Genomic DNA, 12,074 nt, shown 5'->3' with positions numbered 1-12,074 from the left:
CATGGAATTTTTTGTTACTCATCAAGCAGCGGATCATTACAGTGGTGACTGCTCAGTCGCTTTTGTTTTTAAAGATACAACTAATGAAAATAGAATTCTTCAAGGGCTTCTTGAGCTCCATCGTTTTGAAGCAAGTCTAGGCGAAACCCTAATGCTGGGTAAGGTCGAAGGCTATAAATCAAAAAGGGTATTAGCAATTGGCTTGGGAGAGTCGCCATTAACTCAAAAAAAATATATTAAGGTGCTTAAGTCACTTTCTTCAGCCATGGATGATACAAAAGTAAAAAATGTTGTAATACCTAGTCTTGAAGTAGAGGGACGTGACGATTCTTGGTTGCAAATTACAACTGCTCGAGTGTTAAAAAATGAAAGTTACCAGATAAAAAAAGTTGGCTTAGAAGTGGAAAAGAAAGCTACCATTCTTGAGGCAGTGAATATTCATTCTGAAAATAATGGTATTACAGAAATTAGTAAAGGAGTTGCAATTGCAAATGGAATGGCTCTGGCAAGAGAGTTAGGCGACTTGCCGCCTAATATATGCACGCCAACTTATATTGCTGAAAGAGCTCAATTATTAGCATCAACCTACAAACTGAAATGTGAGGTTTTAGAGGAGTCAGATATGGAGGCCTTGGGGATGAATTCATTGCTCTCAGTTTCTCTTGGATCGTCTCAACCTGCAAAGCTAATTAGTTTAAATTACTCTAATGGTGGAAAAGAAGACCCGATTGTTCTAGTTGGAAAAGGGGTAACTTTTGATAGTGGAGGTATTTCGTTAAAGCCAGGATCAGGTATGGATGAGATGAAGTATGATATGTGTGGCGCTGCATCAGTCCTTGGAACCATGAGCGCGGTAGCGGAGATGGGCCTTAAAGTTAACTTAACAGTTGTAGTGCCTACTGTTGAAAATATGCCTGCTCACAACGCCTCTAGACCAGGTGATGTGGTAAAAAGCATGTCTGGCCAAACCATAGAGATTCTAAATACAGACGCAGAGGGCCGGTTGATTCTTTGTGATGCCCTAACTTACTGTGAAAAATTTAATCCTAAGGTTGTGATTGATGTTGCGACTCTTACTGGCGCTGTAATTGTTGCTTTAGGTAAACATCACTCTGGCGTTATGTCTAATGACCAAAATCTTGCTGATAGCCTTAAAGCTTCAGGTATTTCATCAATGGATACAGTTTGGCAGCTCCCTCTTGATGACGAGTATGACGAATTACTTAAGTCTAATTTTGCAGATATGGCAAATATTGGTGGGAAAGAAGCGGGTACTGTAACTGCTGCGTGTTTTCTAGCGCGTTATACTAAGAATTACTCTTGGGCACATATTGATATTGCAGGAACTGCTTGGCTTGGAGGTTCAAAAAAAGGCGCAACAGGAAGGCCAGTTCCTCTATTAACTCAGTATGTCATGGACCAAGTTTAGGAGTACATTATGTCAACATTTAAAAATGTAGAAATTAGTAAAGAGGCTAATATTTATTTTGATGGTAAGGTTACAAGTAGAAAGGTTAAATTTAGAGATGGAGTAGTTAAAACTCTTGGAATTATGATGCCAGGCTCCTTTGAATTTGGCACTGAACAGAATGAATTAATGGAAATCACGGCTGGTGAAATGAATGTATTGTTAGCTGGAAAAACTAAATGGCAAACGATTCATGGCGGGGAATCGTTTGAGGTTCCTGCAAACAGCTCTTTTAAGTTGGAAGTAAAATCTTTAGTAGATTACTGCTGCTCTTACTCATAAACAAGGCTATTCTTGATTCTTTCTTTATAGAGCTTTGTTTGGTTGACTCACATTCTCTCAATTAAGGTAGCTATAAGGTTAACTTTTCTTTCGCTATAATTTATTCTTACAAAAAGACAAAATCATGATATGAATCCAGTTGTATTGATTAATGGAGTAGAGCAGGACAAGATTTCAGTTTTTAACCGAAATATGCAGTATGGTGACGGTTTATTTGAAACTTGTGTTGCTAGGGATAATCAAATTTTATTTTGGCCACGTCATTATTCTCGCTTAGAAATAGGCTGCATAAAACTCAACATTAATAAGATAGATGAGTGGCTATGGCTGAGCGATATAAAGAAGGCATTTGAGTTATCTTCGAAGAAAAATTGCATTGTTAAGTTGATCTTGTCACGTGGTGATTCTCTTCGAGGGTATGGCTATAAAGATGACATTGAGCCTGTAAGAGTTGTTATTGTTTCTGAAATGTATCAACCTTTATTTAATAAAGAATTTTCTCTTGAATATGCAAAAAGTGGTTTTCATTCAAATCCACAATTAGCTGGCATAAAGCATTGTAATAGGCTTGAACAGATTTTAGCAAGGTCTAGCTTGTCAAGTAATGAGGCAATTATGCTGGATGAAAAAGAAAATATCATATCGGTAACTCAAGGCAATATTTACTTTATATTTGGAAATAAGTTATTAACTCCTAAATTAGATAGCTGCGGTGTTGTGGGTAGCAGAAGATCGCTTATTCTTGAGCTTGCAATGTCACTTAAAATGGAAGCTTTAGAAAGTAATATTTCTATTAATCAAGCTCAAAAGGCAGACGAGGTATTTATTTCAAATAGCGTGATAGGTATTCAACCTGTCCATTCAATTGAGAGTTATAAGCTTGGTCAAAACCCACTAACAGAAAAGATTCAAAAAGCATTTTTATCTAAAACAAAAGAAATTAGTTCGTGGACATGTCCATAAGTGATAAGAATAAAAAGTTTTCAAAATTAGCAGCTTTATTTGTTCTGCTATTATTTGCCATCTGGTTTCTTTCATCGAAAGATATGATAGCTACTGAAAGCCATATATTTGAGGTTAAAAAAGGATCTTCAATGGGCTCTATTGCTCAAGAATTAAGTAATAAGGGGTTTATAAAGTCTGAGTTATTTTTTACATCATTCAGTAAGTTTCTTAATGCTAATAAGAAATTAAAGTCAGGTTATTATGAGATATTGCCAGGCACAAGTGTATGGACTTTTATAGATAAAATTTCAACAGGATCTGTTCTTTCAACTAAGGTGACCTTGATAGAAGGTAAGACTATTAAATTTTATTTCAATCAATTAACTAATGACCCTTCTATTAAGCCTAGTGGCTCTCTTAAAGAGGTAATGACATCAATTGGTATTAATGAGCCATATGATGGATGGTTTTTTCCTGAAACATATAGTTTTAATTATGGAGAGAGCCTTGAGAATGTATTGAAAAGGGCTCATCAAGAATTGATGAAAAATTTAATGGTATTGTGGGATCAAAGAGATAAAGGTTTGCCACTTAAGTCACCGTATGAAGCTATTATCCTAGCCTCTCTAATAGAAAATGAAACAGCCCTAGATGAAGAAAAATCATTAATTTCAGGTGTATTTATACGTAGACTTAATGAAGGGATGCGGCTTCAAACTGACCCAACTGTTATTTATGCTTTAGGAGATGCTTACTCCCCTCCACTTAAGAAGAGTGATTTAAGGATAAACAGTTTATATAATACCTACCGCAATAAAGGGCTACCACCAGGAGCAATTTCTTCTGTAGGTTATCAGTCTCTGTTCGCCGCCCTTCATCCTTCAAGCAATACTGACTTATATTTTGTTTCAAAAAAAGATGGTAGTCATGCTTTTGCACCAAACTATGAGAAACATAAAGAAAATATCAAGAAATATTTAAATAATAACTAGTCTAAAATTGAAAGTTATGAATAAAGGAAAATTTATTACAATTGATGGTGTTGAAGGTTCTGGTAAAAGTACTCAAATTGATCTTATTTGTAGTTATTTGCAGCGAAAAGGCATAGATGTTGTAAGAACTCGTGAGCCAGGTGGTACTGATCTAGGTGAAAAAATTCGCTCCCTATTGCTTGATGTTGATAATAAAGAAATGCATAGTGATACAGAGTTATTGCTAATGTTTAGCTCTCGTAATGAGTTAATACAGAATAAAATTATCCCCTCTCTAAATAAGGGCTCTTGGGTTGTTAGTGATCGATTCACTGATGCTTCATTTGCTTATCAAGGTGGAGGTAGAATGCTTGACTTAAATCGTATTTCTAAGCTTGAAAGCTGGGTATTAGGTGAATTTCAACCAAATTTAACGTTGTTTCTTGATGTGAGTGTTGATGTTGGAATGCAAAGAGTTGAAGCACGAGCTGCCAAAGATAGGATTGAGTTGGAGGAAAGAGCCTTTTTTGAGCGGGTACGCTCAGTTTTTATTGATAGATCTAAATCCTATCCAGAGAGAATAAAATTAATTGATGCAAGCGGCTCAATAAGTGAAATTCATAACAACATAAAATTATTTTTAGACGTATTATGAATTTGCCTTGGCATAGTAGTGCTCATAAAAAGATAAATAAAATGATTGATCAGAATCATTTGCCACATGCGCTTCTTATTACTGGAGTTCAAAAGATTGGTAAATTCGAATTTGCCCAAACCCTAATTCAAAAACTCCTTTGTAAAGATTCATCCTGTGGAAACTGTGCAGTCTGTTTATCTTTAACAAAAGATGATCCAAATGCTAATTTAGAGCATAGTGTATTAATACGACGATCGCATTATCCAAACTTAATTTATTGCCGAGCTGAACTAAATGACTCAGGCTCTATGTCTAAGGATATTCGTGTAGATCAGATTCGTGCTTTTTGTGAATCACTTGGAAAAACTGCTGACTCACTGCAAATTGGCATTATTTTTTACGCGGACCAAATGAATGTAAATGCTGCAAATGGTCTTTTAAAGACTCTAGAAGAGCCTAGAAAAAATACTCTTATTATTTTATTAGCTCACAATGCTCGCTCACTTCCGCAAACTGTTTTATCTAGATGCCAAACTATCCATATCAACCCCACATATGAGCAAGAAAGCGCAGATTGGCTCTCAAAAAATATTGACAAAGATTCAAAGGATGATTTTGATGCTTTGCAACTATTAGAAAGTTCCCATGGAATACCTTATAAGGCCCTAGAGGATTTAAAAGGGGACTATTTTTTTCAGTATCAAAACTGGCAGAATTTACTATTGGAGATTGCAATAAGCCCAACTAAGATTTACGATACTGAAATATTTGACGGAAATGAAATTGGGGTTTTGAAATGTTTACAACAGCTAATTAATGAAGGGATAAAAATAAAAATCTTAAATCATGAAGGGGCTAACCTAGAGCTAAATAGGGTTGTTGAGAGAACATCTAGTAATTATTTATTCAATCTGCAAGATGATATTAATTCTGCGATTTCTATGTCACAAACTACTGTCAATATGAAGTTATTATTGGATAATGTATTAATTGTCTGGTCACATATTTCTCATTTAAAAAAATACCCAACTATTACTAATATTCAGGAAAACTAATGAATCGATCATCAGCATTATTTAAAGAGGCTCAAGACTATATGCCTGGAGGCGTGAATTCGCCTGTTCGTGCCTTTAATGGTGTTGGCGGAACTCCAATATTTTTTGAGCGTGGAGAAGGCGCTTATCTTTATGATGTAGATGGCAATTCTTATATTGATTATGTAGGCTCTTGGGGGCCAATGATTTTAGGGCATGCTAATCCTTTAATTATAGATTCAGTAAAAGCTGTTTTAGAGAAAGGATTGGGTTTTGGGGCGCCTACTGAAATTGAAACATCTCTTGCAAAGAAAGTTTGTAAGCTTGTTCCTTCAATTGATTTAGTTCGGATGGTGAGTTCAGGTACTGAAGCAACTATGAGCGCAATTCGCCTGGCTAGAGGGTATACAGGGCGAGATAAAATTTTAAAATTTGAGGGTTGTTATCATGGTCATTCTGACTCTTTATTGGTAAAAGCAGGTTCAGGTGCATTAACTTTAGGTGTGCCAACTTCACCTGGAGTGCCAAAAGACCTGGCGAAACATACTCTGACACTTGAATATAATAATTTAGAGGTTGTGGAGGAATTATTTTCTGAGATGGGCGAAGAAATTGGATGTATTATTGTTGAGCCAGTTGCAGGAAATATGAACTGTATTCCTCCAAAAGAAGGATTTTTACAAGGTCTACGTAAGATTTGTGATGAATATGGTGCTGTGCTTATTTTTGATGAGGTGATGACAGGTTTCCGGGTGGCTTTAGGTGGTGCTCAAGAGTTTTATAATGTTAAACCTGATCTTACTGCCTTAGGAAAAGTGATTGGAGGTGGCCTTCCTTGTGCAGCGTTTGGAGGGAAGAAAGAAATTATGAATCAAATTGCCCCTCTTGGACCTATTTATCAAGCTGGAACACTCTCTGGAAATCCTCTTTCAATGGCTTCTGGACTTGCCATGTTGAGCGCTTTGGAATCTGATAAATCTTTTTATGAAAACCTTGGTAAGCGCTCTCAGTATTTAGTTAATGGAATAGTTTCTGAAGCTAAAGCACAAAATATTCCGATGACAAGTAATAGTGTTGGAGGAATGTTTGGTTTATTTTTCAGTTCTGAAAAAAAGGTTAGTAACTTTTCTCAAGCATCAAGCTGTAATATAGAACTATTTAAGAAATTTTATAATGCGATGCTGAAGCAAGGGATCTATCTAGCGCCATCTGCATATGAAGCGGGCTTTCTATCAAATGCTCACACAGATGATGACCTTGATAAAACTATCAATGCAGCTGCAACTGCGTTTTCTTTAATATGAGCTTAGTAACAGTTGGTGCTGAATTATTGGCTGCAAAACAGCGACTTCAGATATTTAAAAATAATGTTACTGTTTTTGGCTCCGCTAGAATTAAGCTGACAGACCCTTTGTATAATGATGCTTATGAGCTAGGAAAAAGTTTATCTAATAGTGGCTATAACATATTTACCGGTGGCGGTCCTGGCATCATGAGTGCTGCAAATAAGGGGGCGTATGAGGGGAAATCAAAAAGTATAGGCCTGAATATTCAACTACCACAAGAGCAATCTAGTAATTCTTATCTTGATGAGAATATTACATTTGACTACTTCTTTTCTCGAAAGGTTATGCTTGTCAAATACTCTAGTGCTTGTGTGTACTTTCCCGGAGGTTATGGAACTGCAGATGAGTTAATGGAGGTTTTGACTCTAATGCAAACTAACAAAATGAAAAAAGTTCCAATAATTTTGTACGATTCAAAATTTTGGGCATCATTACTTTTGTGGATTGAGCAGTCAGTCGAAAAATCCTATGTAAGTAAAGAAAATTTTGAATTAATAAGAGTGGTTGACTCAATTGTAGAAATTATTGATATTGTGGAAACAGAAGTATGTCTTTAGCAATTTTTGATCTTGATAATACTCTGATCGGCGGTGACAGTGACCACTTATGGGGCGAGTTTTTATGCGATGAAGGTATCATTACCGATCGCCAATCATTTCAAAAAAAGAATGATTATTTTTATCAACAATACGAACTAGGCTTATTAGATATATATGCATGGGCAGAGTTTAGTTTTGAGATACTGGCGCGACAATCCATAAAGGAGTTAGGCGAGCTCCATCATAAATTTATGACTGCAAAAATTGAACCAATTATTTTAGATAAGGCTCAAAATTGTATAGATAATCATAAAATAAATGGAGACACAGTTCTCGTCATAACAGCCTCAAATACCTTTGTTACTTCTCCAATTGTCAAGAGGTATGGGATCGATCATTTACTGGCAACTGAGCCTGAAATAAAGTTAGGACGTTACACTGGAAAGATTTCTGGGACTCCATGCTTTCAGTCAGGAAAAATAGATAATTTAATGCCATGGATGGCTAAAAATAATGAAACATTAGAAGATTCTTCTTTTTATTCAGACTCACATAATGATCTTCCACTCTTGGAGTTAGTTGATCACCCAGTTACAATAAATGCTGACAAAATTTTAACCTTAGAGGCTAAGAAAAGGGGTTGGTTGAATCTAGACTGGCGTTAGTCTAGATAAACAAATCTTGGCTAGATTTATCGGCAACATCAAGATAAGTTGCGGCTCCAGCAAATTCTATTCCTTCAATAAAGTCATCTCTTGAAAATCCAAACATACCCATTGTCATTTCGCAGGCAATAAATTTAACACCCATTTCAACACAAATAGATCTCAGCTCTTCAATTGAAGCCATACCATTATTTTTAAAGGTTTTTAGCATCATTCGAGTTGCAAAAAGTTCCATGCCAGGGATGTTCCAAAAAATATTTGGAATTTTTTGGCTAAAATCTATAGCTTGAAACCACTTTGGGCCAAATGGCATTTTCATTGGCATATCTGGATTTCCTTGAGGTGATATACGAAGATGTGACAAATCCTTAAGGAGAAGGTTTAAGCCATAAAAAGTGCAAAAAACTGTCACTTCTTTGCCCATCGCAATACCTGTTGAAGCTAGTATAAAGGGCGGATATGCCCAGTCAAGAGTGCCTTTAGAGGCAATAACAGTCATTTCTTTTGAGTTAGGCATTTTTGTTTGGTAAATTAATTTTTTTGAATATTAAAGATGATTTTATTTCCATCATTTTTTTGTGACAATAACTTATGACCAAGTTGGTTGCAGAAGGCTTCAAAGTCTTTTTTTGAACCTTGGTCTGTGCACGTTACTTCAATTACCTCATCCGTGTTCATTTTGGCTAATGCCTGCTTAGTTTTTAAAATAGGCATTGGACATGCATAGCCGCACATATCTAGAGTTTGATCTGCCATAATGTACCTTAAGGATTAAGTAAGAGTATTTTAGTTGCTAATTAACTCTATTTTATCGTATTTTTTTTAACTAAAACACCTGCAGCCATTGAAATTAGGAAGACTAGGGTAATTGGATCAAAGGTTGCTAATGCTGAGATTGCGGGTCCAGGACAAAGACCAACAAGCCCCCAACCAATTCCAAATAGTGATGAACCTATAATTAGTTTTTTATCTATATTTTGTTTAATAGGCAAATTAATTTTATCACCTAGGGCTGAATGTTCTTTATTTTTTAAGAAGTAAAAGAATGGGCCTACAGTAATAATAGCCCCGCCCATAACAAATATTAAAGAGGCATCCCAGTTGTGGGTAATACTTAAAAAACCTATGACTTTTTCGGGATTTGTCATTCCTGAAATAACTAAACCAATACCAAATATAATCCCGCAAATTAAAGAGATAATTTTATCGTTCATAAGTAAATCCCAAACTGCTGAAGAACAGCAACAGTAAGCATTCCAATTGCTACAAAAATGCCAGTAGCGATTATAGAGCTTGTTGATAGCCTTCCAATTCCACAAATCCCATGCCCAGAAGTACAGCCCCCTCCAAGTCTTGTTCCAAAACCAACTAAAAAGCCACCTGGAATAATTAAAAGATAAGAGTGGGTTATGTTGAATGCTACAGGAGCACTGGAGGCAATAAAATTGAAGTAAATTAAAGGCCCAATTACTAAGCCAAGTAAAAATGCAAGATTTGAAAGCCTTTGAGAGGCTTTAGTTATGGCATTTTCAAAAATTCCACTAATTCCTGCCAGCCGGCCTGTCATATAGAAATAAAAAACTACAGAGAGTCCAATGATTACGCCTCCTAAAAGAGCGCTAAAAGGTGTAAAGTTGTTCATTAATATAAAGCTAAAACAAAATCTAATTTAATTACTTTAATCATAACAGAATTATTCAATTGTTTAAAGGACGGTAAATAAGTTAATCTGAAACTATTGTTTTTACGCCACTCTCAGACCCCAGAAGAAGAATATCGGCACTTCGATTTGCAAATAGTCCATTAGTAACAACCCCAACAATATTATTTAATCTATTTTCAAGAGTTTTAGGGTCATCTATAGTTAGATCATGTATATCAAGTATTAAGTTGCCATTATCTGTTGTTAGCTCTTCTCTTAAGATTGGATTGCCTCCAATAGATTTAATAATTTCACGTTTTACATAGTTTGCAGCCATAGGAATCACTTCAATTGGCAAAGGAAATTTACCCATCACATCAACAAGTTTAGATTCATCAGCTATACAAATAAATTGGTTAGAAACTGCAGCAACTATCTTTTCACGTGTCAGTGCTCCACCACCACCCTTTAATAAATTGAGCTGATGATCTGATTCATCAGCACCATCAACATACACTGAAATTTCTTTAATTTCATTCAAATTAACAACATCTATTCCGTGGCCCCTAAGACGATTTTCAGTATCAATTGAGCTCGCTATAGCTCCTTGAACTGAATCCTTAATTGTAGCAAGTTGATCAATGAAAAAATTTGCTGTTGAGCCTGTTCCAACGCCTATAATAGTTCCTGGAATAACATACTTAAGCGCTGCTTTTGCAACCTCATTTTTTAATTCGTCTTGGGTCATTTTCTCTTAATTTTATTGTTCAAAATTATTATACACTATGAAAAAAATAATCCTTGCAACAGGCAATGAAGGCAAAGTGAGAGAACTTAATGCCATGCTTAAGGGCCATTACAAAGTAATTTCTCAGAATGATATGCAAGTCAAAGAAGTTCCTGAAACTGGAACTACATTTATTGAAAATGCATTAATTAAAGCTAGAAATGCATCTCTCCACTCGAAATTACCAGCTCTAGCAGATGATTCTGGTCTTCAAGTTGAAGCTCTTAATGGTGATCCAGGTATTTATTCTGCGAGGTATGCTGGCGTGGACTCAACGGATAAAGATAATATTGAAAAGCTTATTTTAAATATGGATCAGCACAGTAATCGCAAAGCTCATTTTTGTTGTGCGATGGTCTTTATACATAGTGCTAATGATCCATGCCCAATCATTATTGAAAAGCGTTGGGAAGGAGAGTTGTTGAGAGAGCCAATAGGCGTTAATGGTTTTGGTTATGACCCTATTTTTTATTTGTCAGATCATGATTGTAGCTCAGCTCAGCTTCAGCCCCAGGTAAAAAATGAGATATCACATCGAGGACAGGCTTTAAGTGAGCTATTGAAGCAACTATTATCTTTTGAATAATTTTCTGGAACTGCCACCACTCGCTCTCTATATCCATTATCCATGGTGCGTCAAGAAATGTCCATATTGTGATTTTAACTCGCATGAGGGGCCAATTCATAATGGCTATATTAAGGCTTTACTTAAAGACTTAGATGATAATTTAAAGTTTATTCAAAACCGAAAAATTCATTCAATTTTTATTGGTGGTGGAACACCAAGTTTGATGAGTATAGAGGATGCTTATGAGTTGTTTGATGGTTTAAATGAAAGGCTATCAATATCAAAAAACATTGAAATCACGCTTGAGGCGAATCCTGGAACATTTGAAGTAGAAAAGTTTGCTGAATTTAGAAAGGCAGGCATTAATCGCCTTTCAGTAGGGGTGCAATCATTCAAGGACAATCAGCTTAAATTTTTAGGAAGAATTCATAGTGGAGGCGATGCCTTAAGGGCAATTTCTGAAGCTAAAAAAGTAGGATTTGATAATTTGAATATTGATCTAATGTATGGCCTAAAAGATCAAACTATTGATATGTGTCTTGAAGATGTGATGCAAGCAATTGAATTAAAGCCGAGTCATATTTCTTTTTATCAGCTAACCCTTGAGCCAAATACATTGTTTGCAAAATACCCACCAAAACTTCCAATTGATGAAAAGATATGGGATATGGGTGAGCAAGGAGCCGCTCTTTTAAATCAGAATGGGTTCAGACAATATGAAGTTTCAGCTTATAGCAAGAAGCCTTCAGAACATAATATAAATTATTGGAAATTTGGAGATTACATTGGCATTGGTGCTGGAGCGCATGGAAAGATAACAGATGTTGAGTCTCAACAAATATTTAGAACACTTAAGCCTAAATCACCAAAGGAATACTTATCTAAAATGCAGACTGGAGAAGATATTTCAACTAAAAAAGAAGTGGATAATGTGGCTTTTGAATTTATGCTTAATAGTCTTAGGCTAAAAGATGGTTTTAGCTCTTCATTGTTTGAATCAAGAACAGGATTATTAATTAAATCTTTGAGTTCTGAGCTAGGAAGAGCAGAAAATCTTGGTTTATTAGAAAATAAGAGTAATTGGATAAAGCCCACATCGAAAGGTTTTAATTTTCTTAACGAGCTGCAAGAAATTTTTTTATAAAACTCCTTTTAATTAATTCTATTAAAAAAAATAGGTAAAGCCTGAC

The 12,074-nt window shown here is 35.5% G+C and carries 16 protein-coding genes; 11 read left to right on the top strand and 5 right to left on the bottom strand.

The window, feature by feature from the left end; genetic code table 11:
* Window position 1: 1 nt before the first annotated feature.
* The 9 genes from ABXT44_RS07195 to ABXT44_RS07155 all read left to right on the top strand — a co-directional run bounded on the left by ABXT44_RS07195 (window position 2) and on the right by ABXT44_RS07155 (window position 7,887).
* Complete coding sequence (locus ABXT44_RS07195; protein WP_416686569.1) at window positions 2-1,429, top strand: leucyl aminopeptidase; 1,428 nt, start codon at window positions 2-4, stop codon at window positions 1,427-1,429.
* Between the two features lie 9 nt (window positions 1,430-1,438).
* A complete protein-coding gene (locus tag ABXT44_RS07190) occupies window positions 1,439-1,750 on the top strand; it encodes a pyrimidine/purine nucleoside phosphorylase (protein WP_416686567.1) in 312 nt (103 codons plus the stop codon).
* A gap of 129 nt (window positions 1,751-1,879) precedes the next feature.
* Window positions 1,880-2,713 (top strand): aminodeoxychorismate lyase, encoded by an 834-nt coding sequence (gene pabC, locus ABXT44_RS07185; RefSeq protein ID WP_416686565.1) that lies wholly within the window; start codon window positions 1,880-1,882, stop codon window positions 2,711-2,713.
* Entirely contained in the window at window positions 2,704-3,687 is a 984-nt protein-coding gene (gene mltG / locus ABXT44_RS07180) for an endolytic transglycosylase MltG (RefSeq protein ID WP_416686563.1), read from the top strand. The genes pabC and mltG overlap by 10 nt, the downstream gene beginning before the upstream one ends.
* A 16-nt stretch (window positions 3,688-3,703) precedes the next feature.
* On the top strand, window positions 3,704-4,321 hold the full coding sequence (gene tmk, locus ABXT44_RS07175; RefSeq protein WP_416686561.1) for a dTMP kinase: 618 nt from the start codon (window positions 3,704-3,706) through the stop codon (window positions 4,319-4,321).
* Window positions 4,318-5,358: a DNA polymerase III subunit delta' gene (locus ABXT44_RS07170; RefSeq protein WP_416686559.1), complete on the top strand. Its 1,041-nt coding sequence runs from the start codon at window positions 4,318-4,320 to the stop codon at window positions 5,356-5,358. Before tmk ends, ABXT44_RS07170 begins: the two co-directional genes overlap by 4 nt.
* Window positions 5,358-6,641, top strand: coding sequence for a glutamate-1-semialdehyde 2,1-aminomutase (hemL, locus tag ABXT44_RS07165; RefSeq protein WP_416686557.1), 1,284 nt, complete (start codon window positions 5,358-5,360; stop codon window positions 6,639-6,641). The genes ABXT44_RS07170 and hemL overlap by 1 nt, the downstream gene beginning before the upstream one ends.
* Window positions 6,638-7,240, top strand: a complete 603-nt coding sequence (locus tag ABXT44_RS07160; RefSeq protein ID WP_416686555.1) for a TIGR00730 family Rossman fold protein — start codon at window positions 6,638-6,640, stop codon at window positions 7,238-7,240. Before hemL ends, ABXT44_RS07160 begins: the two co-directional genes overlap by 4 nt.
* Entirely contained in the window at window positions 7,231-7,887 is a 657-nt protein-coding gene (locus ABXT44_RS07155; protein ID WP_416686553.1) for an HAD family hydrolase, read from the top strand. Before ABXT44_RS07160 ends, ABXT44_RS07155 begins: the two co-directional genes overlap by 10 nt.
* Before the next feature lies 1 nt (window position 7,888).
* On the opposite strand, the gene ABXT44_RS07150 is transcribed toward ABXT44_RS07155, so the two are convergent.
* The 5 genes from ABXT44_RS07150 to rpiA form a co-directional block, all read right to left on the bottom strand.
* Window positions 7,889-8,404 carry a DsrE/DsrF/DrsH-like family protein gene (locus tag ABXT44_RS07150; RefSeq protein ID WP_271537945.1) on the bottom strand — a complete coding sequence of 172 codons (516 nt, stop codon included), beginning with the start codon at window positions 8,402-8,404 and terminating at the stop codon, window positions 7,889-7,891.
* Between the two features lie 14 nt (window positions 8,405-8,418).
* Window positions 8,419-8,643 carry a sulfurtransferase TusA family protein gene (locus ABXT44_RS07145; protein ID WP_271558474.1) on the bottom strand — a complete coding sequence of 75 codons (225 nt, stop codon included), beginning with the start codon at window positions 8,641-8,643 and terminating at the stop codon, window positions 8,419-8,421.
* A gap of 47 nt (window positions 8,644-8,690) precedes the next feature.
* Entirely contained in the window at window positions 8,691-9,101 is a 411-nt protein-coding gene (locus tag ABXT44_RS07140; RefSeq protein ID WP_416686551.1) for a DUF6691 family protein, read from the bottom strand.
* On the bottom strand, window positions 9,098-9,529 hold the full coding sequence (locus ABXT44_RS07135; RefSeq protein ID WP_416677649.1) for a YeeE/YedE family protein: 432 nt from the start codon (window positions 9,527-9,529) through the stop codon (window positions 9,098-9,100). The genes ABXT44_RS07140 and ABXT44_RS07135 overlap by 4 nt, the downstream gene beginning before the upstream one ends.
* Window positions 9,530-9,611: 82 nt before the next feature.
* A complete protein-coding gene (rpiA, locus tag ABXT44_RS07130) occupies window positions 9,612-10,277 on the bottom strand; it encodes a ribose-5-phosphate isomerase RpiA (protein ID WP_416686549.1) in 666 nt (221 codons plus the stop codon).
* Window positions 10,278-10,314: 37 nt separating this feature from the next.
* Here rpiA and rdgB point away from each other — a divergent pair, with 37 nt between their 5' ends.
* Together rdgB and hemW are read left to right on the top strand one after the other, a co-directional pair.
* Complete coding sequence (gene rdgB, locus ABXT44_RS07125; RefSeq protein ID WP_416686547.1) at window positions 10,315-10,902, top strand: RdgB/HAM1 family non-canonical purine NTP pyrophosphatase; 588 nt, start codon at window positions 10,315-10,317, stop codon at window positions 10,900-10,902.
* The gene (hemW, locus tag ABXT44_RS07120) at window positions 10,895-12,028 is read left to right on the top strand and encodes a radical SAM family heme chaperone HemW (RefSeq protein WP_416686545.1); all 1,134 of its coding nucleotides are present in this window, start codon (window positions 10,895-10,897) and stop codon (window positions 12,026-12,028) included. Before rdgB ends, hemW begins: the two co-directional genes overlap by 8 nt.
* The last annotated feature ends 46 nt before the right edge of the window (window positions 12,029-12,074 follow it).

The sequence above is a fragment of the Candidatus Pseudothioglobus sp. Uisw_041 genome (assembly GCF_048087625.1).
In the GTDB taxonomy this organism is placed as follows: Bacteria; Pseudomonadota; Gammaproteobacteria; order PS1; family Pseudothioglobaceae; genus Pseudothioglobus.
Note: the sequence above shows the minus strand (reverse complement) of the source record. Positions and strands in the feature narration are given on the sequence as shown.